Origin of the sequence: Cellulomonas sp. NPDC058312, assembly GCF_042880135.1 — a bacterium.
In the GTDB taxonomy this organism is placed as follows: domain Bacteria; phylum Actinomycetota; class Actinomycetes; order Actinomycetales; family Cellulomonadaceae; genus Cellulomonas.
The window spans coordinates 47,051-72,539 of record NZ_JBHVZE010000004.1 but is presented as its reverse complement, the minus strand read 5'-3'; the positions used below and the strand labels follow the sequence as shown (position 1 = coordinate 72,539).

Sequence of the window (25,489 nt, the reverse complement as noted above, 5' to 3'; positions counted from 1 at the left end):
GGGTCTCCTTGGTCAGGCGGCCCGGCCGAGCGGCGCGCGCAGCGGCCAGTCCTCGGTGAGGACGGTCTGGACCGCGGCACCGCTCGCCGGGTCGAGCACCAGCGGGGCCAGCAGGTTGGCGGTCGGCGGCTCGCCGCCGTCGGCGGGGCGCACGACGACGAGGCGCACGGCGTGCTCGCTGTCGGTGCCGAGGGCGGCGAGCACGTCGCCGTCGATCGTGGGCTCGTAGTCCGGGAAGAACGCGTCCGGGTCGATGACGAACAGCCGCACGGGGCGGGCGCCGTCGGGCTCGGAGCGCAGCGCGTAGAGCACGCCGGCGTCGTCCAGGGGGGTGAGGGTGAAGTCCTCGTACCCGACCAGCCCCGGCATCGGGGAGCTCAGGTGGAGGTGCTCGGGCAGGTGGGTGCGACGCGCGGCGTCCACGGTCAGGGTGCTCATCTCAGGAAGTCCAGGAGAGTCGGCTGCAGGACCTTGGCGGCGGCTCCGAGGGCACCCTTGTACGCGACCTCCTGCGACCCGAGGTCGAGGAAGATCTGCGCGAGGTCGACGTCCTGGATGGCCGACAGCCGCGTCTTCGACGTGAGCTGGGCCTCCTCGATGAGGTTCTGGGCGGAGTCGACCTGGTTCTGGCGGGCACCGATCGAGGAGACCTCGGTCAGCAGGTTGTCCATGTGCTCGTCGATCGCGGCGAGCTGGTCCGAGGGGTCGCCGCCGGCCTTGAGGGTGGCGGAGATCGAGTCGAGCAGGGCGAAGACCGAGTCGTCGCCCTCTCCGAAGACGGCCGAGCCGAGCGAGTCGACGCGGACGGTGGTGCCGCTCGCGACGGTGCGCTCGACGGAGCCGGTGGCGACGCCGTTGAACGTGTAGGCGCCGTCGACGCCGGGCCCGAAGGCCGGCGTCCCGGACGTGCCGGCGAACACCGGACGACCGAGGTAGGTGGTGTTGGCCTGCGTGAGCAGGGCCTCGCGAATGCCGTCCATCTCCTCCGCGAGGGCGAGGCGGGACGTGTCGCCGAGGGCGCCGTCGCCGCCGCGCACCGTGAGCTCGCGCGCCTTGGAGACGGACTTCAGGGCGGTGGCGAGCGCGCTGTCGATGGTGACGAGCCACGCCTCGCCGTCGGCGGCGTTGCGGCTGAACTGGTCCAGCTGGCGCTGCTCGCTCTCGATGCGGAGCACGTCCGCGGTGCCGGCCGGGTCGTCGGAGGCGAGGTTGATCTTCTTGCCCGAGGACATCTGGGACTGCAGCTCGGACATCCGCTGCAGGTTCGCCTGGACGTTGCCGAGCGTCGAGTTGCGCACCGTGAAGTGCGTGACGCGTCCGATGGAGGTCATCGGCCCACCACCCCCGTGCGGTTGATCAGCGTGTCGAGCATCTCGTCGATCGTGGTGAGGACGCGCGCGGCGCCCTCGTAGGCCCGCTGGAACGCCAGCATGTTCACGGACTCCTCGTCGGTGTCGACGCTGGTCTGGGCGAGCTGCGCGGCGGCGGCGGTGGACCGGGCGGCCTCCGCGACGGTCGCGCGGGAGGTGGCGCTGGCGGACTTGACGCCGAGGTCGACCACGAAGGACGACCACTGGGCGTCGGGGCTGCCGGTCGCGGCGGCGATGGCGGCGATCTGCCGGCCGACGCTGCCGTCGTGCGCGCCCTTGCCGGCGCCGGCGATGGCGATGTCGGCGGTGCTCGCGACGGCGACCTTGAGGCCGAGCGCCGCGGGCTGGCCCGCGGTGAGCGAGAAGAAGTCGCCCGCGGGGGTGTTCGTGGCGTAGCCGGCGACGGTGTAGCCGGTGCTGTGGATCGCGTTGACCTGGCCGGCGATGCTGGTGGCGATCGCGTTCAGGGAGCCGGCGGCCGTGGTGAGCAGGCCGCCGCCGGCGGGCGGGGCGAGCGCGGTGAGCAGGCCGGCGACGCGACCGCCGTCCAGGCCGGCGGGGTGGCCGCTGCTCTTCCAGACGATCGAGACGGCGCCGCCGTCGACCGCGGCCTGGAACGAGGCGGGGCTGCCGGCGGAGACCGCGAGCTCGCTCGCGCTGCCGCCGGAGACGAGCGCGTTGCCGGCGACCATGACGTCGACGGTGCCGTCGTCGTTGGTGCGGCTGGACGCGCCGACCAGGCCGGACAGCTGGGTGACGAGGAGGTCGCGCTGGTCCATCAGCTCGTTGGCGGAGCCGCCGGAGTTGCTGATGGAGCGGATCCGGGTGTTCAGGTCGGCGATGTTCGCGGCGGTGGTGTTCACCTGGGTGACGAGCGACGTCGTCGTGGTGAGCGCCTGCTGCCACTGGGTGCCGGTGTCCTGGTAGAGCGTCGCGATGCGGTCGGTGACCGCCTTGGCGCGCTCCAGCAGGACGGCGCCGCTGGCGTCGGTGGAGGAGCCGGCGTTGTTGGCGACGTCGGACCAGGCGCTCCAGAACGCGGTGAGGTCCTTGGAGAAGCCGGTCTTGGACGGCTCGCCGACGACGCCCTCGAGGGTCTTGTACTCGCCGGCGACCGCGGCGAGCCGGGCGGCGCCCGAGGTCTCGTTGCGCAGCCGGGCGTCGAGGAACACGTCGCCGAGGCGCTCGAAGCCGGTGACGGAGGTGCCCTGGCCGACGCCGTTCGTGGTGGCGAACATCGACGGGACGGTCGCGGCGGGCAGCGACGACAGCGCGGCGCGCTGGCGGGTGTAGCCGACGGTGTTGGCGTTCGCGACGTTCTGCCCCGAGACCTCCAGCGCCTGGCGCTGGGCGATCAGGGAGCTGAGCGCGGTGCCCAGTCCGGAGAAGGTGCTCACGGGTCCTCTTCCTCGCAGTTCAGATCAGAACGACTGGTCGATCAGCTGTGCGCTGCGATCGGCCTCGGCGGTGGTGTGACCCTGCGGGTCGTAGGTCTGCACGGACTGCTGCAGGGACATGAGGGTCTCCTGCGTCGCCCGGTGGGACATGGCCAGCAGCTCGCGGTTGCCGTCGGCGAGCTGGCTGATCTCGGTGGTGAGCTGGACGAAGGCGTCCCGGTGCGCGTGCAGCAGGTCGTCCCAGGGGGTGGGGGCGTGCTCGGCGAGCTCGCGGAGGCTGCCGCCGGGCTCGAGGCCGAGCTCCAGTGCGACGGCGTCGGCCTCGACGGAGCGGCCGAGCTCGGCGTCGCGGATCTGGTCGAGCACGGACTCGACCTCCCGCGTGGCGTGGGCCAGCCACCGGGTGCGTCCGCTGGTCAGCACGAGCTGCTCCTCCTCGAGCTTGAACAGCAGCAGCTCGAGCAGACGGCGCTCGGACCACAGGACGTCGGACAGCTGGCTCAAGGCCATCGGGGGAGTCCCCTTTCCGTGCAGCGGTGGGGCCGGTTTCCGTGGGGTCTCCGGCGGGCTTGCACCTCCTATCGGGTGCCGTCCCGTGGTCCTGAGCGAAATCGGACAGGTCTCTGCCGCGCGGGTTGTACCGCACGGTCAGATGCTGCTGATGACAGGTATCGACCGGGAGAGCGGATTCCCGGATGTGACGTGCATCACAGATCGCGCGAGGCTCCCGGAACTATGTCGTCGGATGTCCGATTTGTCAGACCGGAAGGTCCGAAATGGCCGCGGAAGTCGCATAGATCGGGTCTCTGAGAACTTGATGAGAAAAACTCAAGCCCTGTTTCAGCGGGACCGAGAACCGTCTCGTGAACAGCTCCGCAGCCACCCCCGCCACCGACGCGCTCGTCGTCGCGCACATGCCCCTGGTGGGCTACCAGGTGAGCGAGGTCCTCTCCCGGGTCCCCGCCACCGTCAACCGCGACGACCTCGTGTCGGCCGGCCACCTCGCCCTCGTGCTCGCCTCCCGCGCGTACGACGCCGAGACCGGCGTCCCCTTCGCCCGCTACGCCGCGCTGCGCATCCGCGGCGCCCTGATCGACGAGCTCCGCTCGATGGACTGGGCCTCCCGCGGCGCCCGCCACCGCGCCCGTGAGATGTCGGCCGCGAGCGACCGCCTCACCGCGACGCTCGGCCGCGTGCCGTCCCGCACGGAGCTCGCCACCGAGCTCGGCACCGACGTCGCCGCCGTCGACCAGGCCCGCCAGGACGCCGAGCGTCGCGTGCTGTCGATGGACGCCTCCGTGCACCCCGTCGCCGACCTCGTCCGCGACGACGCCCCCGGCCCGGAGGACAACGTCCTCATCACCGAGCGGCTCCGCTACCTCCGCGCCGCCGTCGACACGCTGCCCGACCGGCTGCGCACCGTCGTCGAGGGCCTGTTCCTCCAGGACCGGTCGGTCGCCGAGCTCGCCGACGAGCTGGGCGTCACCCAGTCGCGGATCAGCCAGCTGCGCACCGAGGGCCTGGCCCTGATGCGCGACGGCCTCAACGCGAGCCTGGACCCCGACATGGTCCCCGCCGCCGAGCGCCCCGACGGCGTCGCCGAGCGTCGCCGCCGCAGCTACTTCGCCGCCGTCGCCTCGCGCGCCGCCATGACGGCCGCCGGCCACCAGGTCGAGGCCGCCGGCGTCCCCACGCCGTTCGAGGGCGACACCCGCGCCGCCCGGACCCTCGCGGTCTGACGCCGGAGCAGCACCCCCACCGAGCTCGTTCACACCGCGCCAGGCGCCGGTCCGCGAACCCCGCGGCCGGCGCCTTTCGCGTGCTCCAGGGGTGTTCTGCCTGGTCAGCGGCCCGCGTTGCCCCTATCGGGTGAACCGCGGCGAAACCCTCAGAGGTGCGGCGCCGCGGTCGAAGTTCAAGGGTGAGCCCACGGATGGGCCACGAGTACCCCGATCAAGGAAGAAGAGAACCATGGCGCTCTCCGTCAACACGAACATCGCGGCACTGAACGCGTACCGCAACCTCTCCGCCACGCAGAACGACCTGGGCAAGTCCCTGGAGAAGCTCTCCAGCGGCCTGCGCATCAACCGCGCGGCGGACGACGCTGCCGGCCTGGCGATCTCCGAGGGCCTCCGCGCCCAGATCGGCGGCACCACGCAGGCCGTCCGCAACGCCCAGGACGGCATCTCGGTCGTGCAGACCGCTGAAGGCGCCCTGACCGAGACGCACTCCATCCTGCAGCGCATGCGTACGCTGTCGGTCCAGGCGTCCAACGAGGGTGGTCTGTCCGACACCGCGAAGTCCAACATCCAGGACGAGCTGTCCGAGCTCAAGACCGAGCTCACCCGCATCGCGGACACCACGCAGTTCAACGGCAAGAAGCTGCTGGACGGCAAGTACGACGGTTCGTTCCAGGTCGGCGCCAACACCTCGGCGCAGGACAAGATCAACGTCAAGATCGAGACCGGCAACGGCCAGGGCCTCGGCGCCGTCGGCCTGGGCGTCGCGAACGTCGACGTCACCACCATCTCGGCCAACGCGACCACCGTCGCCAACACCACCTCGGCCGCGTCCGGCACCGCCGGCGTCAAGACCCTCGGTGCGGCCGTGGACTACACCGCTGACGACGTGAAGAACTTCACGGACCTCAACGGCACGGTCACCATCGGCTCCAAGTCGCTCGACCTGAAGTCGGTCGACTACACCGGTGTCACCACCTCGGCCGGCGCCGTCACCGCGCTGAACAACGCCCTCACCGCCAAGTTCGGTGCGGGTGCCGCCACGGCCGCCGCCACGGCGACCGGCATCACCCTGACCGGTGCGGCCACGACGGGCACGGCCGCCGAGGTCGCCGCCACCGAGATCGGCTTCAAGCAGGCCTCGGGTGCCGACGACGCGATCGACCTGATCGACGCCGCCATCACCTCGGTCTCCTCGGTCCGTTCCTCCCTCGGTGCGGTCCAGAACCGCTTCGACCACACCATCAACAACCTCAACGTCGCGGTGGAGAACCTGACCGCGTCCGAGAGCCGCATCCGCGACACCGACATGGCGTCCGAGATGGTCAGCTACACCCGCGCCTCGATCCTGTCGCAGGCCGGTACGGCGATGCTCGCCCAGGCCAAGAACCTGCCGCAGAGCGTGCTCCAGCTCCTCCAGTGAGCTGACACCCCGGGCCGGTGACGGCCAGGGGTACCGCATGACCTGACAGGCGGTGGGTGGACGACCGTCCACCCACCGCCTGTCGCGTGCCGGCACCGCCGAGCACGAGCACCGACCCCGGGAAGGACCGCACCAGCATGGTGGGCAGCATCGGCATCGACGGCCTGATCAGCGGCATGAAGACGACCGAGCTCATCGACCAGCTCCTGGCGGTCGAGGGCAACCAGCAGAAGCTGCTGGCGTCCAAGCGGACCGGTCTGCAGTCCGTGGTCTCCGCGCTGCAGTCGCTCAACACCAAGGTCGCCTCCCTGGGCACCGCCGCCACGACCGCCCTCAAGGCCGAGTCCTGGCAGACCACGACCGCGTCGTCCACGTCGACGTCCGTCGTGGCCGTGACGTCGACGGACGCGACGCCGTCCTCCGTCACGATGACCGTCGACACGCTGGCGTCCTCGCAGTCGACCCTCTACACGCTCCCGACGTCGTACTCCGACGCGAAGCCGATGTTCACGCTGGCCATCGGCGGCGAGCTCAAGACCATCACCGCGTCGAGCGACCACATCGGCGACATCGTCTCCGCCTTCAACGCCGAGGGCACCGGCGTCTCCGCGTCCGCCGTGAACGTGGGCACCGCGAAGGACCCGGTCTACAAGCTCCAGCTCACCGGCACCACCACCGGCGCGACGAACTCGTTCTCGCTGACCGCGATCAACCCCAACGACGGGACCGCGCTGTCCGCGCAGTCGCTGCGGACCGCCGCCGACGCGCAGATCACGCTGTGGCCCGGCACGCCCGGCGAGACGAAGGTGTTCTCCTCGAGCAACGAGTTCAAGGGCGTGCTCACCGGCGTCGACCTCACCGTCAGCAAGACGGGCGCCGAGGAGGTCACCGTCACGGTCGGCCGCAACGCCGCGACGATGAGCAAGCTCGCCGCGAACATCGTGACCAACCTCAGCGCCGTGCTCGGCGACATCGCCGACCGCACCAAGTCCTCCACGGGCACCGCGACCGACGGCGGGTCGATCCTCAAGGGCGGCCTCCTGTCCGGCAACACGGCCGTGCGCGTCATGCAGCAGGCCGCGCTCACCGCCGGCGCCCTGCAGGTCGACGGCAAGTCGCCCGCGTCGGTCGGCATCGTCCTCGGCAAGGACGGCACGTTCACCTACGACGAGGCGAAGTTCACCGCGGCGTACAACGCGGACCCGGTCGGCACCCAGAAGATCGTGCAGGCCGTGGCCAGCACCCTGGAGACCGCCGCGACCTCCGCGTCGGACCCGACCAAGGGCTCGCTGACCGCGCAGATCAAGTCCTACGAGGGCGAGGTCAGCGACCTCGCCGACCGCATCGCCGACTGGGACGACCGCCTGACCACGCGTCGCGCGTCCCTGACCCGCACGTACACCGCGATGGAGGTCGCGATGTCGAAGATGCAGTCGACCTCGAACTTCCTCAGCCAGCAGCTCGCCCAGCTCAACGCGAACAACGCGAGCTGACCCGCCCCGAACGGAAGGCAGGACCGTCGTGTACGACGTCCGGAACCGGTACCTCGCCGACGCGGTCGCCACCGCCGGCCCCGCCAAGCTCCTCACCATGCTCTACGACCGGCTGCTGCTGGACCTGGACCGGGCCGAGGCCGCGCTGCGCGCCGGCGTCCGGGCCGAGGGCACCCAGCACCTCGCGCACGCGCAGGAGATCGTGGCGGAGTTCATCGCCAACCTGAACGTGGGCGCCTGGGACGGCGGCGACCGGCTGCTGTCGATCTACACCTACCTGCTGTCCGAGATGATCGGCGCGAGCATGGCCGGCGACGCCGACCGCGCCGCGGCCTGCCGCACCGTCGTCGCGCCGCTGGCCGAGGCGTGGCGGGAGGCCGCCACGGCGGTCGCCGCCGACGTGCCGACGCCGCGGCCCGCGCCCGTCTCCGAGGGGCTCGGCGCCGGGTCCGGGGTGCTCGGTGTCGGCTGACGCCCCCGCCGTCGCGGCGGTGGGCACCCTCGAGGGCGCGCGGCTCGACGCCGACGCGCACCACGGGACCGGCGCCGGCGACCACGCCGGTCACGACGACCGGGACGCCCGCGCCGCGCGCGAGGCCGCCTGGGTCACCGCGCTGACCGCGATGGAGCACGAGGCGGACCGCGCGGAGGACCTGCTCCGCGTCGCCCGCACCCCGGGTCCGGACGTGACCGAGGACGTCGTCGTCGACGTCGCGGTCACCGAGCCCTGGCGCACCCCCCGCGGGCTCGGCGCCCTGCCGCTGTCCCTCGCCCCGCGCGCCGCCGCGCTCGTCGAGCGCCAGCGCGACCTGGTCCGCCGCACCGCCGAGCAGCTGGGCGAGCACCGCCGCCGCCTGCGCACCTCCGACGGCCTGCGCACCCGCGCCGCCGCGGCCCCGGTCTACCTCGACATCGAGGGCTGACGCCCGTCACGCGGCGTAGGGCACCGGGACGTCGCGTGGAGGATTCCCGCCCCGACACGCCCGCGTCCCGCCCCGGGTGGATCCACCCCGCGGCGGCAGTCCCGGGGTGTGGACGATCCCGTGTCCGACGCGCCGGCGGGTCGCACGGGGTGGATCCACCCGGGAAGCAGCAGCGGGGGGACGGGCGGGGTGGGGTGGTAGCACCCAGCGGGGTCGCGGGACATTTCTCGGCAAAGTCGGACATTCTCATCGAAACGCTTCCGCCGCGCGGGTGACGGGCGAGAAAAGTCGCCCGCGCACCTCAGCGACACCCCCGCGGAGCCGATGAGAGGTCTGAGCACGGATCGCTCGCGCAGCAGGCCACGGATCGGCCGACTCAGGACCAACCTCGGTGAGGGTGACCCTGCTATGGGCATGTTCGACTCCGTGAGCTATGTCGCGCTCAACAGCGCGCTCGACGGCCTGGCCCTGCGCCAGCGCGCCATCGCCGAGAACGTGGCGAACATCAACACTCCCGGCTACCAGGCCAAGAAGGTCGCGTTCGAGAGCGAGCTGGCCCGGGCCGTGGACAACCGGTCCGGTGCCGTCACCGCCACGGTCGCGCGCTCCCTGGAGCCGACCCGCACCGACGGGAACAACGTCAACCTCGACGAGGAGACGCTGCTCAACATCGACACCCAGCTGCGCTACCAGCTCGCGACCCAGGCGGTCGACGGCACGTTCTCCAGCGTCCGCGCCGCGATGAGGACCAGCTGATGGGCACGTTCGGGGCGATCGGCATCGCCAGCACCGGCATGACCGTGCACCGCAAGTGGCTCGACGCCGTGAGCGACAACCTCGCGAACCAGAACACGGTCCGGGGCACCGACGAGGAGGCCTACCGGGCCAAGCACGTCATCGCCACCGAGATCGCGTCCGCGGACGGCGGCGGCGTGCAGGTCGCGGGCATCGCGCTCGGCTCCGCCGAGGGCCGCATGGTCTACGAGCCCACCAACCCCCTGGCCGACGACGACGGGTACGTCCGGTACCCCGACGTCGACATGGCCAGCCAGATGACCCAGCTGATCATCGCCCAGCGCGGCTACCAGGCGAACGCGGCGGTCGTCGACCGTGCCCGCGCGTCCTACGAGGCGGCCCTCCAGATCGGACGCAACGCATGAGCATCGACGCGATCGGCGGCGTGACCAGCGTCGCGCCGACGTCCTACCTGTCCGACCTGTCCGGCATCGCCGGCGCGAGCGGCGTCTCCGGCACGTCCGGTGCCGCCGGCGCCGCCGGGCTCGACGGGGGCTTCGCCTCCGCGCTCGGCGCCCTCGACCACGTCCAGCAGCTGCAGTCGACGAGCAACGCGCTCGCGGTCCAGGCCGTGACCGGCGACCTCGACGACGTGCACGACTACACCGTCGCGTCGTCCGAGGCGAAGCTCGCGCTCGAGCTCACCGCCGCCGTGCGCAACAAGGCCGTCGACGCGTTCACCGAGATCATGAGGATGCAGGCCTGATGCCCGCCCAGGTGAAGTCCCTGTTCGGCCGCATGGGCGGCGCGGTCCAGCAGTTCTCGCTGCCGCAGAAGACGTTCGCGCTGATCGCGCTGGCGGCGCTGCTGCTCGGCGGGTTCGCGCTGTACTCCTGGGCGAGCAAGCCCTCGCTCAGCCCCCTGTTCTCGGGCCTGTCCGCGACGGACGCCTCGGCGGTCGTCGACCAGCTCACGGCGCAGGGCGTGCAGTACGAGCTCGCCGACGGCGGCGGCACGGTGCTGGTGCCGCAGAGCAAGATCTACGACCTGCGGCTGTCGCTCGCCTCGGCGGGGCTGCCCGCGAACTCCGAGGGCGAGGGCTACTCGCTTCTCGACGGGATGTCGATGACGTCCAGCGAGTTCCAGCAGCAGACCACCTACCAGCGCGCCATCGAGGGCGAGCTCGCCAAGACGATCGGCGCCCTGGACGGCGTCGAGTCCGCCGCGGTGAAGCTCGCGCTGCCCGCGGAGACGGTGTTCGTGTCCGAGCAGCAGGACCCGACGGCCTCGGTCGTCGTGCGGACCCGCGCCGGCCAGGACCTCACCACCCCGCAGGTCGAGGCGATCGTGCACCTGGTGTCCGCGGGCATCGAGGGCATGAAGGCCACCGACGTCGCGGTCATCGACTCCACCGGCAAGGTCCTGTCCGAGGTCGGCACCGGTATCACGTCCGGCTCCGGCGACGACGCGACCTCTGCCTACGAGCAGCGGGTCACCGGCGCCGTCCAGGCCATGCTCGACCAGGTGGTCGGCGCGGGGAACTCGACCGTCTCGGTCACCGCCGCGCTCAACCAGGACCAGACGCAGCGCACGTCGGAGGAGTTCGCGGCCCCCGCGGACGTCCCGCCGCTCGGCTCGTCCACCACCGAGGAGACCTACACCGGCACCGGCAGCGGCAACGCGACCGGCGTGCTCGGCCCCGACAACATCGCGGTCCCGACCGGCGAGGGCGACGGCACCGGCGCGTACTCCAAGACCACCGAGGACGTCACCAACGCGGTCAACAAGGTCACCGAGGTGACGACCGTCGCGCCCGGCACCGTGCAGAAGCAGTCGATCGGCGTGCTCGTCGACCAGACCGCCGCGGCCGGCGTCGACCTGACGCAGCTGACCGCGACCCTGACCGCCGCCGCGGGCATCGACGCGGCCCGGGGCGACAGCATCGTGGTGCAGGCGATGGCCTTCGACACCACGGGTGCGGACGCCGCCGCCGAGGCGCTGGCTGCGGCCGACGCCGCCGCGGCCGCCGAGGAGCGCGCCGGGCTGCTGCGCCAGGCGGTCATCGCCGGCGCGCTGCTGCTGATCGCGATCATCGTGGGCATCGTGCTCGCCCGCCGCTCGCGGCGCAGCAAGCGCGAGGCCCTGGACATCGGCGAGCTGCCCCTCATGGAGGGCCCGGACGAGTCCGCCCAGCTCGACGACCTGCCCGAGATCCCGCCGGCCCTGCCGGGCCCGGCCGAGATCGACCCGGTGCAGGAGTCCCTCGCCGTCAAGCGCGCCGAGATCGCCGCGCTCGCCGACGACCAGCCCGAGGAGGTCGCGGACCTCCTGCGCGGCTGGCTCGCACCCGCCGGGCGGCGCTGATGTCGACCGCGATGCTGACCGGCACCCAGAAGGCCGCCATGCTGCTGCTGCAGCTCGGCCGGGAGCGTGCCGCCAAGGTGATGTCCCGGCTCGAGGTCGCGGAGATCGAGGAGCTGACCGCCGAGATCCTGCGCCTGGAGCGCGTGGACCAGACCCTGGCCGACGAGGTCGTCGAGGAGTTCTACTCCGCGTCGATGATCGGCCCGGGCGTCAACGGCGGCCTCGGCTACGCCACCCAGCTGCTCGAGGGCGCGCTGGGCCGGGACGAGGCCGCGGGGATGCTCGAGCGCCTGCAGACCTCGATGGCCGGCCAGCCGTTCGAGTTCCTGCAGAACGCCGACGCCCGCCAGGTGCTGTCGCTGCTGAACGGCGAGCACCCGCAGGCCGTCGCCCTCGTGCTGGCGCACCTGCGTCCCGAGCACGCCTCGGCGATCCTCGCGGGCCTGCCCTCGGACCAGCAGTCCGAGGTCGCGCACCGGATCGCGCTGATGGAGCGCGCCTCGCCGGACGTCGTCGCCGTCATCGCCGAGTCGATGCAGCGCAAGGCGTCCACGGTGCTGACCCCGAACGAGCTCTCCGCGGTCGGCGGCGTCCAGCCGCTGGTGGAGATCATCAACCGCGCCGACCCGACGACCGAGAAGCTGATCCTCGAGGGGCTGCAGGCCCGCGACGAGGCGCTGGCCGACGAGGTCCGCAGCCGGATGTTCGTCTTCGGCGACACCGTCCTGCTCGAGGACCGCGCCATGCAGCTCGTGCTGCGCGCCGTGGAGACCAACGAGCTGTCGGTCGCCCTCAAGGGCGCCGCCCCCGAGGTGCGCGACAAGATCCTGCGCAACCTGTCCGAGCGCGCCCGCGAGAACCTCGAGGAGGAGATCGAGCTGCTCGGCCCCGTCCGCCTGTCCCAGGTGGAGGAGGCGCGCGCCGGCATCGTCCAGGCGATCCGCCGCCTCGAGGAGTCGGGCCAGATCGTGATCCGGCGGGAGGGCGAGGACGAGTATGTCTCCTGACCTGCGCACCTCCGGATTCACCCAGGCGTACGCCGGCTCCGCGCTCGCGGACCCCGGCGTGCGGGCCGAGGGCTACGCGGCCGGCTACGCCGCGGGGTACGCCGCCGGCGCCCGCGAGGCCGCCCGTGCCGCCCAGGCCGAGGCCGTCCGCGTCCAGCGCGAGCGGGCCGAGGCCGACGTGCGCCGGTCCGCCGAGCACGCCGACTCCCTCGCCGTGCTGGCCGCCGCCGCGCGGGCCGCCGCCGACCGCAGCGCCCCGGTGCTCGCGGCCTCGGAGGCGACCCTGCACGCCGCCGCGGTCGACCTGGCCGAGGCCGTGCTCGGCGCCGAGCTGGCCGACGCCCCGGCCTCCGCGCTCGCGGCGCTGCGGCGCGTCCGCGCCCAGGACCCGGCACGCGAGGTGCACACCGTGCGCCTGCACCCCCGCGACCTCGCGGCCGTGCGGACCGCGCTGACCGCCGACGGCTCCGGCGCCGTGGACGTGCTCACCGGCCTGCCCGACCTGACCGGCGTCGAGCTGGTCGCCGACCCGGCGCTCGCGCCCGGCGACGCGGTCGGCGAGTTCCCCGAGGGCTACCTCGACGCGCGGATCGGCGCGGCGCTCGACCGCGCCCGCGCCGCGCTCGCGGACGGCGGTGCGTCCGCGTGAGCACCACGACGAGCACGCTGCTCCCGACGCCCCGCGGCGGGCAGCAGGACCACACCGGCGCCGACGTCGCCCCCGCCCCGCTGCCGGGCACGGCCGTCTGGGGCTCCGCCCTGGCCGGCGCCCGCCCCGAGCGGGTCGGCACGGTCCGCGGCGTCGTCGGCCTGACCGTCGAGGTCGCCGGCACCGGCGCCGCGGTCGGCGAGCTCGTCGGCATCGAGACCGGCGCGGGTACCCCCGAGGTCCCCGCCGAGGTGGTCGCCACCGGCCGCGGCACCGCGCACGCCATGCCGCTGGGCCCGACGCACGGCCTGCGGGCCGGCATGCGGGTCCGCCCCCGGGGCACCGCCCTCACCGCCCCCGTCGGCCCCGGCCTGCTCGGCCGCGTGCTGGACGGCCTCGGCCGCCCCATCGACGGCAAGGGCCCGCTGCTCGGCGTCTCCCGCGCCGAGGTCACCGGCCACGCCCCGCACCCGCTCGCCCGCGCGCGGGTCGCGCAGCCGCTGGACCTCGGCGTCCGGGTGCTCGACACCCTGGTCACCGCGGGCCGCGGGCAGCGCCTCGGCCTGTTCGCCGGGTCCGGCGTCGGCAAGTCCTCGCTGCTGTCGATGATCGCGCGCGGCACGGACGCCCAGGTGTCCGTGATCGCGCTCGTCGGCGAGCGCGGCCGCGAGGTGCGCGAGTTCCTCGAGGACGACCTCGGCCCCGAGGGCCTGGCCCGCAGCGTCGTCGTGGTCGCCACCTCCGACGAGCCGCCGCTGGTGCGGCTGCGCTCGGCGTTCGTCGCGACCCGCATCTCCGAGTGGTTCCGCGACCAGGGCGACGACGTCGTGCTGATGATGGACTCGCTGACCCGTGTGGCGATGGCCCAGCGCGAGATCGGCCTGTCCGTCGGCGAGCCGCCCGCCACCCGCGGCTACCCGCCGAGCACCTTCGCGCTGCTCGCCCAGCTGCTCGAGCGGGCGGGCACGGCCGCGTCGGGTTCCGTCACCGGCCTCTACACGGTGCTGGTGGACGGCGACGACCACAACGAGCCGATCGCCGACGCCGCCCGCTCCATCCTGGACGGCCACGTCGTCCTCGAGCGGTCGCTCGCCGTCTCCGGCCACTTCCCCAGCGTGGACGCGCTGGGCTCCATCTCCCGCGTCGCGTCGCGGGTGATCGACCCCGCCCAGAAGGACCTCGCCACCCGGCTGCGCCGCGTGATGGCGGCCCGCCGCCAGGCGCAGGACCTGCTGGACGTCGGCGCGTACGTCGCCGGGTCGAACCCGCTGGTCGACGCGGCCGTCGCGCACGGAGGCGCCATCGACGCGTTCCTGCGCCAGGGCATGGACGAGCGCGCCCCGTCCGCGGACTCCTGGGCGCGCCTCGCCGCGCTCGTCGCCGCGATGGGGGACCTGCCGTGAGCCGCGCGTTCCGCCTGGCCGGGCTGCTGCGCCTGCGCTCGATCGCCGAGGAGCAGGCCGCCGCCCGCCTCGCCACGACCACCCGCGGCCGGGACGCCGCCGCCGCCCGCAGCCGTGCCACCGAGCACGCGCTCGGCGGCGCGGTGTTCCCGTCCGAGACCGACGCGCTCGGCATGCGCGCCGTGATCGCCAGCCGCATGGCGCTGTCCGCGCTGCTGGTCGACGACCGCGCCCGCGTCATGGTGGCGCAGGACGCCGTCGACGTGGCCGACGCCGCGTGGGCGCAGGCCCGCACCCGGACCCGGACGCTCGAGAAGCTGCAGGACAAGCACGAGGCCGCCGCCCGCGTCGAGGAGCAGCGCGCCGAGCAGGTCGTGCTGGACGAGATCGCCGGGCGCCGTGCCGGTGCGCGGACGACCGACGACGCGGGGGAGGGGGACCGATGACCGACGCCGTCGCCGCGGTCCAGGCCCGGATCGCGCAGATCCGCTCGTACACCGCGCCCGTCCCGGTCGCGACGACCGCCTCGGCGTCGACCTCGGCGTCCGGCTCGGCGTCCACCTCGGTCGCCGGCTCGGCGTCCGGGACCGCGTTCGCCCAGGCGCTCGCGCAGGTCACCGGCACCTCGCCGACCGGTGCGGTCGTCGACGCGGCCTCCGTGCCCGCCGGCGCGCTGTCCACCACCGTCACCGGCCAGGACCTGGTCGAGTCCGCGAAGAAGTACCTCGGCACCCCGTACGTCTGGGGCGGCGAGACCCTCGCGGAGGGCGGCCTGGACTGCTCCGGTCTGGTGCAGCTCGCGCTCGCGGACCTCGGGGTCACCGGGGTGCCGCGCGTCGCCCGCGACCAGGCCACCCTCGGCCAGGCCGTGCCGTCGCTCGCGCAGGCGCTGCCGGGCGACCTGGTGATCCTGTCCGGCGGCAAGCACATCGGCATCTACGTCGGCGACGGGAAGATGGTCGACGCCCCGAAGCCGGGCAAGGCCGTCACGGTCCGCGACGTCTACGCGGAGCCCACGACCATCCGCCGCATCCTCCCGCAGGCCGCCGCCACCGCCGCGGCGAACCCGCTCACCGGGTCCTCCTCCGCCGCGCTGGCGTCCACCACCGCCGGCCAGAACGCGCTCGCGCTGCTCGCGGGCGGCACCGGCTCCTCGTCCTCGCTCCTGACCTCGTCCCTCTGGGGGGCCACCGCATGACCACCACCTCGCTCACCGCCGTCGCGGCGCGCACCGCCGCGCCCGCCGCCGGCAGCGCCCGCGCCGGGGCCACCGGGTTCGACGCCGTGCTCCAGGGCGCGCTCGCCGCCGCCCCCGCCGAGCGTCCGGCCGAGCGTGCCGCCGACCGCCCGCGCACCACGGACCGCGCGGACGACCGGCGCACCGACGCCGCACGTCCGGGGGCCTCGCGTCCGGGCGCGGACCGGGCCGACCGCGCCGGCCGCGCGGACCGCGCCGACCGCGCCGCTGCCGGCGACCGGAGCCGGGGCACCGACCGCACCGACCGCGCCGCCACCGACCGCGCCGCCGGCACCGCGTCCGCCGACGGCACCGACGCGACCGCGACCGCCGACGACGCGGCGACGGCCACCGCCCCCGAGGGCGACGCCGCCGCCGACGCCCCGACCGTCCCCGGCGCGCCCGTTCCCGTGCCCGCGGCGCCGGCCGCCGCGGTCCCCGCGGAGCTCGCCGCGCAGCAGGCGGCGCTCGTCGCCGCGGCCACCCCCGCCGCCGACGCGACCACCGCGACCACGTCCGAGCCGGCCGTCGGCGCGGTCGCCGGTGCGGCGGCTCCCACCGCCCCCGCCGCCGCGCCCGCGGCTCCCGTCACGCCCGAGCAGGTCGCCGCCGACGCCGCACCCACGGCGCCCGCCGACCCGGCCGCCGCGCCGACCACCGAGGCCCCGACCACCGAGGCCCCGACCACCGGGGCCGCGTCCGCCGCCGCGGCCCCCACCGCCGGCGCACCCGCCCCCGCCGCCGACCGGGCGACCGCCGCCGCCGTGGCGACCGCCCCCGCCGCCGGCCCGAGCACCGACGCCCCCGCCGCCGACGCGGTGACCGCCGCCGCACCCGCGACCGCCACCGACGACGCCGCCCCGGCCCCCGCCGCGGCGCCCACCGCCCAGCCGGGCGCGGTCCAGGTCGGCACGGTCCAGCACCGTGTCGCCACCGCGGCCCCGACGGGCACCGTCCCGCTGGCCGACCAGCTCGCCGGCAAGATCGCGGAGCAGGTGCCGGCCCTGCGCGCGGCGGGGAACGGCCAGCACGTGCTGACCCTGGCGGTCGACCCGGAGCACTTCGGGCCGGTGAAGGTGGTCGCGCACATCTCCCCGGAGTCGGTGCGTGTGGAGATCCTCGGCTCGACCGAGGCCTCCCGCGACGCCCTGCGCCAGTCGCTGCCCGACCTGCGCCGCGACCTCGCCGCGAGCGGCCTGTCGTCCGACGTCAGCCTCGGCGCCGACGACGCGTCCGCCCGCGACGGCGCCGCCGCCGGGTCCGACCGCCGGCCGTCCGCCGACCGCGGCACGGTCCGCCCCGCCGTCCTCGGCACCGCCGGCGGCACCACCGCCGACCCCGCCGCCCGCCCGTCCGCCGCCACCGGCGGCCTCGACCTGCTCGTCTGACCGGAGGAACACCCCCATGACCGTCGAGATCCCGGTGACGTCGTTCGGGACCGCGCGCACCGACGCGGCCGCCGGCACCGCCCCCAAGAAGGAGCTGGACAAGGACACGTTCCTGCAGCTCCTCATCGCCCAGCTCGCCAACCAGGACCCGAGCAGCCCGATGGACACGAGCCAGATGATGGCCCAGACCACGCAGCTCGGGATGATGGAGTCCCTCTCCGAGATCCAGGCCTCGTCCCGCGAGCAGTTCGCGCTGCAGATGCGGATGGCCTCCGCCGACCTGGTCGGCCAGCAGGTCACCTGGACCGACGCCGACGGCAAGGTCCAGTCGGGCGTCGTCGACTCCGTCGACTACTCCGGCTCGGTGCCCGTCCTGGCCATCGGCGCGGAGAAGATCGCGCTCGACTCGATCGCCGGCGTCCGACCGGCCGGAAGCGCACCCGACGCGCCCGAGACCACCCCCGAGACCACCCCCGCCACCGCCGCCTGACGCGGCCGCTCACCACCTCCCGAAGGGAACCACCATGCTCCGCTCCCTCTTCTCCGGCATCAGCGGCCTGCGCAGCCACCAGACGATGCTCGACGTCACCGGCAACAACATCGCCAACGTCAACACCACCGGCTTCAAGGCGTCCCAGATCCAGTTCCAGGACACCCTGAGCCAGATGCTCAACGCGGCCGCGGCGCCGCAGGGCGGCCAGGGCGGCCAGAACCCGGCGCAGGTCGGCCTCGGCGTGCAGGTCGCCGGCATCACGACCAGCTTCACGCAGGGCGCGGCCCAGCTGACCGGCCGCAGCACCGACATGATGATCTCGGGCGACGGCTTCTTCACCGTCCGCCAGGGCACGCAGCAGTACTACACGCGCGCCGGCTCGTTCGACTTCGACTCCAGCGGCCAGATGGTCCTGCCCGGTGACGGCGCGATCGTCCAGGGCTGGGCCGCCGTGAACGGTGTCGTGGACACCAGCGGCCCCGTCGGCGACATCCGCGTGGGCGTCGGCACCGTCATGCCGGCCAACGCGACCACGCGGGCGCCGTTCGCGGGCAACCTGCAGTCCGACGCCGCCACCGGCACGGTCAAGACGCTCAAGGTCGACGCGTTCGACGCGATCGGCACCAAGCGCGAGATCGAGCTGACCATGACCAAGACGGCGACCGGCTGGACGATGTCGGCCTCGGACGGCACCGCGAACTACGCCGCGACGCCGCTGACGTTCGACGGCTCGGGCAACCTGACCTGGACCGACGGGACCACCGGCAACTCCACGTTCGCGCTCGGCGGCGTCACGGTCGACCTGGCCGGCGTCACCAGCATGGCCGGCGTCGACACCATCAAGGCCGGCAAGCAGGACGGCTACGCCTCCGGCATCCTCGAGTCGTTCTCGCTGGGCTCCGACGGCACCATCACGGGCTCGTTCAGCAACGGCCTCAAGCAGTCGCTCGGCCGCATCGCGCTGGCGTCGTTCACCAACCCGGCCGGTCTGTCCAAGGCGGGCGGCTCGCTGTTCACGACCACGGTGAACTCCGGCGACCCGCAGATCGGCACCGCCGGCACCGGCGGCCGCGGCACGCTGTCCTCCGGCTCGCTCGAGATGAGCAACGTGGACCTGTCCACGGAGTTCACGCAGCTGATCATCGCCCAGCGCGGTTTCCAGGCGAACTCCCGCGTGATCACCACCTCGGACGAGGTCCTGCAGGAGCTCGTCAACCTCAAGCGCTGACGCGCACCGGGTGCCCCGCCGCGGTCCGGGCGGGGCACCCGACGCCGGGTCACGGCGTGCGGCGCACGACCGGTCACGTGGATCCGTACGAGGATGCGCGGGCCCGGTCGGAGCAGCGTGGTGCCCCGGCGCCGCAGCGCTCTGGCCTGCGGGGACTACACTCTGAGACCGATCCGGGCTACACATCGAGACCGATCCAGGCCACACATGGGGATCGATCCAGGGCCCCTGGCGCACACCCTCAGGACGCCGGTCCGCGACCCGCCGGAGCTCTCCTCGACAGCGACGCAGTCGCCCCGTGAAAGCCTCATCCGTCCCCGTCGCCAGCCGATGGGAGGGGGGAGCGGCCCACGGAAGGGCCGCCGCGGCGCACCGCGCCGCACACGCACCACCAGGGACGGGACACCGCTGTGATCATCGTGACGCGCCTGAACGGGGCCCAGTTCGGGGTCAACCCCGACCTGCTCCAGCGCGTCGACAGCGCGCCCGACACCATCCTGACCCTCATCGACGGGACGAAGTACATCGTCCGGGAGTCGATGGCCGAGGTCATCGCGCGGGTCAACGAGCACCGCGCCCACCTGCTGGCCCGGGCCCAGGAGATCCAGTCCTCCCCGAGCCCCGCCGTCGAGCTCGTCCGCGACGCCGACGACCAGGCCCCCCACGCCGGGGCGGCCGACGACGACGCGGACACCCCGCTCGCCGACCCCGTCCCCCTGCGACCGAGGAGCCGCTGAGATGGATCCCGCCGGTTTCATCGGCCTGGTCGTCGCCTTCGGCGCGATCTTCGGTGCTCTCCTCATGGAGGGCGCCGACCCGATGTCGATCTTCCTGCCCGCACCGCTGCTGCTGGTGTGGGTCGGCACGATCGGCGTGGGCATCGCCGGGCACACCGTGAAGGACGTGATCGCGTCCTACAAGGCCGTGCCGCGTGCCTTCATGAACAAGGTCCCCGACCCGACGACGACCGTGGACACGCTGGTCGACCTGGCCGACCGGGCCCGCCGCGAGGGCCTGCTGGCCCTCGAGGACGCCGCGAAGGACATCGACGACCCGTTCCTGCGCGGTGGCCTCCAGGCCGCCATCGACGGCACGGACCCCGACGACCTGCGCCTGATCCTCGAGGACAAGATCGCGACCAAGCGGACCAAGGAGAAGGTCTGGTCGAAGTACTTCGCCGACATGGGCGGGTACGCGCCGACCATCGGCATCATCGGCACGGTCATCTCCCTGGTGCACGTGCTCGAGAACCTTTCCGACCCGGCCTCCCTCGGGCACTCGATCGCCGCGGCGTTCGTCGCGACCCTCTGGGGCATCCTGTCCGCCAACGTGGTCTGGCTGCCGATCGGCGCCCGGATCAAGCGGTTCTCCGACCTGGAGTGCGCGCAGATGGAGGTCACCCTCGAGGGCCTCCTCGCCGTCCAGGCCGGCGCGAACCCGCGCCTCGTCGGCGAGCGGCTGCGCAGCCTGCTGCCCGACGAGCCCGCCGAGAAGGAAGCGGCGTGAGCGCCGGCGGCCGCGGGCGGGGTCGCCGGGGCGGCGGGCACGAGGAGGAGCACGTCAACCACGAGCGGTGGCTGGTCTCCTACTCCGACATGATCACGGTGCTCATGGCGCTGTTCATCGTCCTGTTCGCGATCAGCCAGGTCGACCAGGAGAAGTACATCGCGCTGCGGTCCTCGCTGGCGGCGGGCTTCGGCGAGGGGTCGATCAGCAGCGCGGCCCTCGAGGGCAGCTCCGGCGTGATGGACGGCACCACCGGCGCGACCGACGGCCCCGAGCAGGGCACCGCCGGCATCGTGGACGTGGACACCGGCCTCGGCGAGCAGGCGGCGAACCCGTCGCCCGAGGTCGCGCCGGACCAGGCGGCCGTCGACGCGTCGGTGCTCGCGGCCGCGCAGGCCGAGGTCGCGCACCTCGAGCAGGTCAAGCAGCAGATCCTGTCCGCCCTCACCGCGCAGAACCTGCAGGACTCGGTGCGGTTCCGCGTCGACGAGCGGGGGCTCGTGCTGGGCCTCGTGGCGGACGACGTGTTCTTCGCCCAGGGCTCCGCGCAGCTGACGCCGACCGCGATGTCCGTCCTCGACGTGGCCTCGCCGACGATCGTCGCGCTGCAGGAGCCGGTGTCGGTGGAGGGCCACGCGAACACGGTCCCGATCTCCGGGCGGTACGCGACCAACTGGGAGCTGTCGTCCGACCGCGCCACCCAGGTGCTCCGGCACATGGTGGAGCGCGACGGCATGCCGGGCACCCGCATCCAGGCGGTGGGCTACGGCGACACCCGACCCCTCGTGAACGGGACGGGTGAGGACGCGATGACCGCCAACCGGCGGGTCGACATGGTGATTCTCAGCGCGGCACCGGAGGCGGTCCGCGCGCTGCTGCCCGCAGTGGCAGCCGGCAACGTGACGGGAGGGTAGGGGCTATGCCCATCGAGCAGCGTGTGATCGGCGGCGGCCAGAAGATCGGCGGCGCCAAGGGCGGGGCGATCGGCGCCAAGAAGGACGCCCCGGCGCCCGAGCCGGAACCGGTCAAGAAGAGCAAGAAGAAGCTGTTCATCGGCCTCATCGCCGGTGTGCTGGTCCTGGGCGGCGCGGCCGCGTACTACTTCCTGGGCATGGCGGGCGGCGGCGAGGCCGAGGCGGCCGAGCCGGAGCCCGAGCCCGGCGCCGTCGTGGCGGTCGAGCCCATCAGCCTGAACCTCGCGCAGGGGCACTACCTGCGCCTCGGGTTCTCGCTCCAGATGACCCTCGAGGCCGAGGGGCACGGCGACCCCGACCCGGGCAAGGCGGTGGACGCGGCGATCGCCCTGTTCTCCGGCCGGACCGTGGCGGAGGTCAGCGACCCCGCGACCCGCGAGACCCTCAAGCACGAGTTCCTCGTCGAGCTCGAGGAGCTCTACCACGGAGAGGTGATGGACGTCTACCTGACGAACTACGTCACCCAGTGACCCACCCGTGACGGCCCGCGCGGCGACGCGCGACCCGTCCGACCCGCCGCCGGCGGCCCTGTGACCAGGGCCGTCGGCCGCCGGTGAACCACGGCGCCACGGAGGGCGCCACATCGCTCCGCAGCACACGCGGCCCATGAGGGGCGGCGGGCGGAGAAGTTCGCGGGAAGACCCCTCACATCACCCGTTCGCGCGCCGATGAGGGAACTCGTGACGGTCCACACCACGGGTCAGGCCCCGGCGCGCTCGCGCCGACGCACCCACCTCCCCGAGCCCTACGACTTCCGTCGTCCCATGACGATGGCCCGCGAGCACGCCCGCGTGCTCGAGATGGCCTTCGAGACGTTCGCGCGGCAGTGGGGCAACCAGCTGACGGCCCGCCTGCGGGTGATGGCCCAGGTCAACCTGGACGGCCTCAGCCTCAGCACCTACGACGAGTACGTGCGCGGCCTGCCGGGCACCACCGCGATGATGCTGTGCACGATCGAGCAGAGCCGGCAGACCGCCGTCGTCCAGGTGCCGGTGAGCACCACGATGGTGTGGATCGACTACCTGCTCGGCGGCCCCGGCAGCGGCGACGCCCGCGAGGACCGTGAGCTCACCGAGATCGAGCTCACGCTGCTCCGCGGCGTCATGCAGGCCGCCCTCGGCGACCTCGGCTACGCGTTCTCCGCGCTGACCCCGCTCGACGTCACGCTGCGCACCGTGCAGTACAACCCGCAGTTCGTGCAGGCCGTCCCGGCCTCCGACGCGGTGCTCGTCGCCACGTTCCAGATGCGCGTGGGGGAGCGCGAGGACCTCGCGACCGTCATGTTCCCCGCCGAGCTCCTGCTCGCCGCCGTCCGGCAGACCGACGGCGCGAGCGGCCGGTCCGCCGAGGACCAGCGCGCCTACGAGCTCGCCGTCCTCGACCTGGAGGCCGCCGTCGAGGAGGTCCCCGTCGAGGTGGCCGTCCGGTTCGCGCCGGTCGTCGTCCGCCCCCGCGACGTCGTGCACCTCGCGGTCGGCGACGTCGTCCCCCTGTCCCACCCGTCGTCCCAGCCGCTCGACGTGGTGGTGGACGGTGTCGTGCTCGCACGCGCCGCCGCCGGGAACAACGGCTCCCGTCTCGCCTGCATGGTCGTCACCGTCGAGGAGAAGCACTGATGAACGCCGTCCCCACCGCCGAGTCCACCGACGCGGCCGTCGCGCTCGCCGCCGCTACCGCGGCCGCCCGCCTGCTGCCCGCCGTCGCTCCCCTGATGCCGGTCCCGACACCCGCCGGCCAGCGCCCCGACGCCGACGCCCTCGCGGTCGTCGCGTCGTTCGTCGGCCCGAACAGCGCCGACGTGGTGCTGGTCGCCGACGAGGCCGTCCGCGAGGCCCTGGCCGCCGGCGCCCCCGACGGCAGCCCGCTGGACCTCGCCGCCGCGCTGCGCCCCGCCCTGGAGGCCGCGGTCGCCGAGCTCGGCGCCGGCGTCCTCGAGGCCGCCCGCACGGAGACGGTCGCCGCCGCGCTGCCCGCCGACGCGCACCTGGTCGCGCTGGCCACCGACGACGGCATCCAGGCCTGGTTCGGCCTGCGCCTGCGCAGCGAGCCCGCCGCCGCGGTGCCCGGCGTCCCGACGCAGCGCGCCAGCCTGAACGTGCTCTACGACGTCGAGATGACGCTGACCGCCGAGCTCGGCCGCACCAAGCTGCCGGTCCGCCAGGTCCTCGAGCTGACCCCCGGCGCCGTGCTGGAGCTGGACCGCGCCGCGGGCAGCCCCGCCGACGTCATGGTCAACGGCCGCCTGATCGCCCGCGGCGAGGTCGTCGTGATCGACGAGGAGTTCGGCATCCGCATCACCGAGATCGCGCGCGGCGAGGACGGCGCCCTCTGATGGACACCGCCGTCCTGGGCCTGCGCGTCCTCCTGGCGCTGGCGTGCGTGGTCGGGCTCATCTGGGTCCTCGCGCGCCGCGCCGGGTGGGGCAAGGGGCGCCGTCGTCCCGCCGGCCCGGCCGTCGAGGTCGTCGGGCGCCAGGCGCTCGGCCGCCACGCCGGAGTCGCGGTGATCGCCGTCGGCAACCGCCGGCTGCTGCTCGGCTACGGCGAGCAGAACGTCACCATGCTGACCGAGCTGGCGCCCGCGCCGGCCGAGATGCCCGCGTCCCTCGCCGACGCGACCCCCGCGGGACCCCCGATGACGCTCGGCGCGCTGGCCGCGGCCGTGCTGCCGACCCCCCGCGGGCCGCGCACGCCCCGCACGCCCCGGGCGGCCCGCGCCACCCGCAGCGCGGTCCCGGCCGGCGACGCGTTCGCCGAGGTGCTGGCCGACGCCGAGCGCGCCGTCCCGGTCACGCCGGCGACGCCCGAGGCCGCCGCCGCGTCCGCCACCGCCGCCGCGTCCGCGTCGGCCGCCGCCGCGCTCGCCGCCGCGGCCGCCATCCCCGTCGACCCGGCCCGGCCGGACGCCGCGCGCGTCGAGCACGTCGCGGAGCCCGTCGGCGCCGGTGCGCTGCACGGCTCCGTGCTGGCGCCCTCCACCTGGAAGCAGGCCGTCGCGGTGCTGCGCGAGCGGACGGTGCGCCGGTGACCGCCGACCTGGGCCGCCCCACCCGCGCCCGCACCGCCCGCGCCCGCACCTGGCCGCTCGTGCTGCTCGCCGTCCTCGCGCTGGCCGTCGTCATGGTCGCGCTGGGCTCGGGCGTCGCGCACGCCGCGCCCACGCCCCCGACCGACCCCGCCGCGCCCACCGCCCCGGCGATGCCCGGCACCGGCGAGGTCTCCGTCGCCATCAACGGCGTCAACGGCACCCCCGGCAGCTCGCTCGTCGTGCTCATCGGCATCACGCTGCTGTCGGTCGCGCCGTCGCTGCTGCTGATGATGACCGGGTTCACCAAGATCTTCGTGGTGCTGTCCCTCACCCGGAACGCGCTCGGCCTCACGACCGTGCCGCCCAACCAGGTGATCGCCGGCCTCGCGCTGTTCCTCAGCCTGTTCGTGATGGCCCCGGTGCTGTCCGACGTGAACACCGAGGCCGTGCAGCCCTACCTCGACGGCAGCATGGACTTCCAGACCGCCCTCGACGCCGGCTCGGGCCCGCTGCGCGAGTACATGCTCGGCCACACCCGCGAGCAGGACCTGGCGCTCATCACCCGCGCCGCCGACCAGCCGAACCCCGAGGACGCCGCGTCCGTCCCGATGCTCACGCTGATCCCCGCGTTCATGCTCTCCGAGCTGCGGTCCGCGTTCATCATCGGGTTCGTCATCTTCATCCCGTTCCTCGTCATCGACCTGGTCGTGTCCTCGGTGCTGATGTCGATGGGCATGATGATGCTCCCGCCCGTGATGGTCTCGCTGCCGTTCAAGCTGCTGCTGTTCGTGCTGGTCGACGGGTGGGGCCTGATCGTCACCGCCCTCATCGGTGCCGCGTCCGGCGGGGGTGGCTGATGGACACCGCAGCCGTCCTCGACATCGGTCTCGACGCCCTGATCGTCGCCGCCAAGCTCTGCGCGCCCGTCCTCATCACGGCGCTGGTCGTCGGCTTCTCGGTCTCGCTGGTGCAGTCGGTCACCCAGATCCAGGAGGTGACGCTGTCCTTCGTCCCGAAGGCCATCGCCGCCGCCCTCGCCCTGCTGGTCTGCGGGCACTGGATGATCGCCGAGCTGGTGTCGTTCACCGAGCAGCTGTTCGCCCGCATCCCCAGCCTGCTGGGCGGCTGACGCG

At 73.9% G+C, this 25,489-nt stretch carries 30 protein-coding genes; 26 read left to right on the top strand and 4 right to left on the bottom strand.

The window, feature by feature from the left end:
* Nucleotides 1–12 precede the first annotated feature (12 nt).
* From ACFVXN_RS12905 to flgN, 4 genes are read right to left on the bottom strand one after another with little or no spacing between them, the layout of a single operon-like run.
* A complete protein-coding gene (locus tag ACFVXN_RS12905) occupies nt 13–438 on the bottom strand; it encodes a flagellar assembly protein FliW (protein WP_389232835.1) in 426 nt (141 codons plus the stop codon).
* Complete coding sequence (flgL, locus tag ACFVXN_RS12900; protein ID WP_389232832.1) at nt 435–1,331, bottom strand: flagellar hook-associated protein FlgL; 897 nt, start codon at nt 1,329–1,331, stop codon at nt 435–437. The genes ACFVXN_RS12905 and flgL overlap by 4 nt, the downstream gene beginning before the upstream one ends.
* Nucleotides 1,328–2,767 carry a flagellar hook-associated protein FlgK gene (gene flgK, locus ACFVXN_RS12895; protein WP_389232829.1) on the bottom strand — a complete coding sequence of 480 codons (1,440 nt, stop codon included), beginning with the start codon at nt 2,765–2,767 and terminating at the stop codon, nt 1,328–1,330. Before flgK ends, flgL begins: the two co-directional genes overlap by 4 nt.
* 24 nt (nt 2,768–2,791) lie before the next feature.
* Nucleotides 2,792–3,277 (bottom strand): flagellar export chaperone FlgN, encoded by a 486-nt coding sequence (gene flgN, locus ACFVXN_RS12890; RefSeq protein ID WP_389232825.1) that lies wholly within the window; start codon nt 3,275–3,277, stop codon nt 2,792–2,794.
* Nucleotides 3,278–3,630: 353 nt separating this feature from the next.
* Here flgN and ACFVXN_RS12885 point away from each other — a divergent pair, with 353 nt between their 5' ends.
* From ACFVXN_RS12885 to fliQ, 26 genes are all read left to right on the top strand, one after another.
* Nucleotides 3,631–4,506, top strand: a complete 876-nt coding sequence (locus ACFVXN_RS12885) for a sigma-70 family RNA polymerase sigma factor (RefSeq protein ID WP_389232822.1) — start codon at nt 3,631–3,633, stop codon at nt 4,504–4,506.
* 232 nt (nt 4,507–4,738) lie between these two features.
* On the top strand, nt 4,739–5,929 hold the full coding sequence (locus ACFVXN_RS12880) for a flagellin (RefSeq protein WP_389232819.1): 1,191 nt from the start codon (nt 4,739–4,741) through the stop codon (nt 5,927–5,929).
* A gap of 137 nt (nt 5,930–6,066) precedes the next feature.
* Nucleotides 6,067–7,422 carry a flagellar filament capping protein FliD gene (fliD, locus tag ACFVXN_RS12875; protein WP_389232816.1) on the top strand — a complete coding sequence of 452 codons (1,356 nt, stop codon included), beginning with the start codon at nt 6,067–6,069 and terminating at the stop codon, nt 7,420–7,422.
* A gap of 28 nt (nt 7,423–7,450) precedes the next feature.
* Nucleotides 7,451–7,894 (top strand): flagellar export chaperone FliS, encoded by a 444-nt coding sequence (gene fliS, locus ACFVXN_RS12870; RefSeq protein WP_389232813.1) that lies wholly within the window; start codon nt 7,451–7,453, stop codon nt 7,892–7,894.
* A complete protein-coding gene (locus tag ACFVXN_RS12865; protein WP_389232810.1) occupies nt 7,884–8,345 on the top strand; it encodes a hypothetical protein in 462 nt (153 codons plus the stop codon). The genes fliS and ACFVXN_RS12865 overlap by 11 nt, the downstream gene beginning before the upstream one ends.
* Before the next feature lie 414 nt (nt 8,346–8,759).
* Nucleotides 8,760–9,101, top strand: coding sequence for a flagellar basal body rod protein FlgB (locus ACFVXN_RS12860; RefSeq protein ID WP_389234038.1), 342 nt, complete (start codon nt 8,760–8,762; stop codon nt 9,099–9,101).
* Entirely contained in the window at nt 9,101–9,505 is a 405-nt protein-coding gene (gene flgC, locus ACFVXN_RS12855; RefSeq protein ID WP_389232808.1) for a flagellar basal body rod protein FlgC, read from the top strand. The genes ACFVXN_RS12860 and flgC overlap by 1 nt, the downstream gene beginning before the upstream one ends.
* On the top strand, nt 9,502–9,846 hold the full coding sequence (locus ACFVXN_RS12850; RefSeq protein ID WP_389232805.1) for a flagellar hook-basal body complex protein FliE: 345 nt from the start codon (nt 9,502–9,504) through the stop codon (nt 9,844–9,846). Before flgC ends, ACFVXN_RS12850 begins: the two co-directional genes overlap by 4 nt.
* Nucleotides 9,846–11,444: a flagellar basal-body MS-ring/collar protein FliF gene (fliF, locus tag ACFVXN_RS12845; RefSeq protein ID WP_389232802.1), complete on the top strand. Its 1,599-nt coding sequence runs from the start codon at nt 9,846–9,848 to the stop codon at nt 11,442–11,444. The genes ACFVXN_RS12850 and fliF overlap by 1 nt, the downstream gene beginning before the upstream one ends.
* Entirely contained in the window at nt 11,444–12,451 is a 1,008-nt protein-coding gene (gene fliG / locus ACFVXN_RS12840) for a flagellar motor switch protein FliG (RefSeq protein ID WP_389232800.1), read from the top strand. Before fliF ends, fliG begins: the two co-directional genes overlap by 1 nt.
* Nucleotides 12,441–13,100, top strand: coding sequence for a FliH/SctL family protein (locus tag ACFVXN_RS12835; RefSeq protein WP_389232797.1), 660 nt, complete (start codon nt 12,441–12,443; stop codon nt 13,098–13,100). Before fliG ends, ACFVXN_RS12835 begins: the two co-directional genes overlap by 11 nt.
* 80 nt (nt 13,101–13,180) lie before the next feature.
* Entirely contained in the window at nt 13,181–14,503 is a 1,323-nt protein-coding gene (locus ACFVXN_RS12830; RefSeq protein WP_389234035.1) for a FliI/YscN family ATPase, read from the top strand.
* Nucleotides 14,500–14,949, top strand: coding sequence for a flagellar FliJ family protein (locus tag ACFVXN_RS12825; protein ID WP_389232794.1), 450 nt, complete (start codon nt 14,500–14,502; stop codon nt 14,947–14,949). Before ACFVXN_RS12830 ends, ACFVXN_RS12825 begins: the two co-directional genes overlap by 4 nt.
* The gene (locus ACFVXN_RS12820; RefSeq protein WP_389232791.1) at nt 14,946–15,701 is read left to right on the top strand and encodes a C40 family peptidase; all 756 of its coding nucleotides are present in this window, start codon (nt 14,946–14,948) and stop codon (nt 15,699–15,701) included. The genes ACFVXN_RS12825 and ACFVXN_RS12820 overlap by 4 nt, the downstream gene beginning before the upstream one ends.
* A complete protein-coding gene (locus ACFVXN_RS12815; RefSeq protein WP_389232788.1) occupies nt 15,698–17,128 on the top strand; it encodes a flagellar hook-length control protein FliK in 1,431 nt (476 codons plus the stop codon). The genes ACFVXN_RS12820 and ACFVXN_RS12815 overlap by 4 nt, the downstream gene beginning before the upstream one ends.
* 16 nt (nt 17,129–17,144) lie before the next feature.
* A complete protein-coding gene (locus ACFVXN_RS12810) occupies nt 17,145–17,618 on the top strand; it encodes a flagellar hook assembly protein FlgD (protein ID WP_389232785.1) in 474 nt (157 codons plus the stop codon).
* Between the two features lie 34 nt (nt 17,619–17,652).
* Nucleotides 17,653–18,849, top strand: coding sequence for a flagellar hook protein FlgE (locus ACFVXN_RS12805; RefSeq protein WP_389232782.1), 1,197 nt, complete (start codon nt 17,653–17,655; stop codon nt 18,847–18,849).
* 410 nt (nt 18,850–19,259) lie between these two features.
* Nucleotides 19,260–19,586, top strand: a complete 327-nt coding sequence (locus ACFVXN_RS12800; RefSeq protein ID WP_389232779.1) for a flagellar FlbD family protein — start codon at nt 19,260–19,262, stop codon at nt 19,584–19,586.
* Between the two features lies 1 nt (nt 19,587).
* Nucleotides 19,588–20,355, top strand: a complete 768-nt coding sequence (locus ACFVXN_RS12795; protein WP_389232776.1) for a motility protein A — start codon at nt 19,588–19,590, stop codon at nt 20,353–20,355.
* The gene (locus ACFVXN_RS12790; RefSeq protein WP_389232773.1) at nt 20,352–21,269 is read left to right on the top strand and encodes a flagellar motor protein MotB; all 918 of its coding nucleotides are present in this window, start codon (nt 20,352–20,354) and stop codon (nt 21,267–21,269) included. The genes ACFVXN_RS12795 and ACFVXN_RS12790 overlap by 4 nt, the downstream gene beginning before the upstream one ends.
* A 5-nt stretch (nt 21,270–21,274) precedes the next feature.
* Nucleotides 21,275–21,799, top strand: a complete 525-nt coding sequence (gene fliL / locus ACFVXN_RS12785; RefSeq protein WP_389232770.1) for a flagellar basal body-associated protein FliL — start codon at nt 21,275–21,277, stop codon at nt 21,797–21,799.
* Nucleotides 21,800–22,009: 210 nt separating this feature from the next.
* Nucleotides 22,010–22,945 (top strand): FliM/FliN family flagellar motor switch protein, encoded by a 936-nt coding sequence (locus ACFVXN_RS12780; protein WP_389232767.1) that lies wholly within the window; start codon nt 22,010–22,012, stop codon nt 22,943–22,945.
* Nucleotides 22,945–23,661 carry a flagellar motor switch protein FliN gene (fliN, locus tag ACFVXN_RS12775; RefSeq protein ID WP_389232764.1) on the top strand — a complete coding sequence of 239 codons (717 nt, stop codon included), beginning with the start codon at nt 22,945–22,947 and terminating at the stop codon, nt 23,659–23,661. The genes ACFVXN_RS12780 and fliN overlap by 1 nt, the downstream gene beginning before the upstream one ends.
* Complete coding sequence (fliO, locus tag ACFVXN_RS12770) at nt 23,661–24,356, top strand: flagellar biosynthetic protein FliO (RefSeq protein ID WP_389232761.1); 696 nt, start codon at nt 23,661–23,663, stop codon at nt 24,354–24,356. The genes fliN and fliO overlap by 1 nt, the downstream gene beginning before the upstream one ends.
* Complete coding sequence (gene fliP, locus ACFVXN_RS12765) at nt 24,353–25,213, top strand: flagellar type III secretion system pore protein FliP (RefSeq protein ID WP_389232758.1); 861 nt, start codon at nt 24,353–24,355, stop codon at nt 25,211–25,213. Before fliO ends, fliP begins: the two co-directional genes overlap by 4 nt.
* The gene (fliQ, locus tag ACFVXN_RS12760) at nt 25,213–25,485 is read left to right on the top strand and encodes a flagellar biosynthesis protein FliQ (protein ID WP_389232755.1); all 273 of its coding nucleotides are present in this window, start codon (nt 25,213–25,215) and stop codon (nt 25,483–25,485) included. Before fliP ends, fliQ begins: the two co-directional genes overlap by 1 nt.
* Nucleotides 25,486–25,489 lie beyond the last annotated feature (4 nt).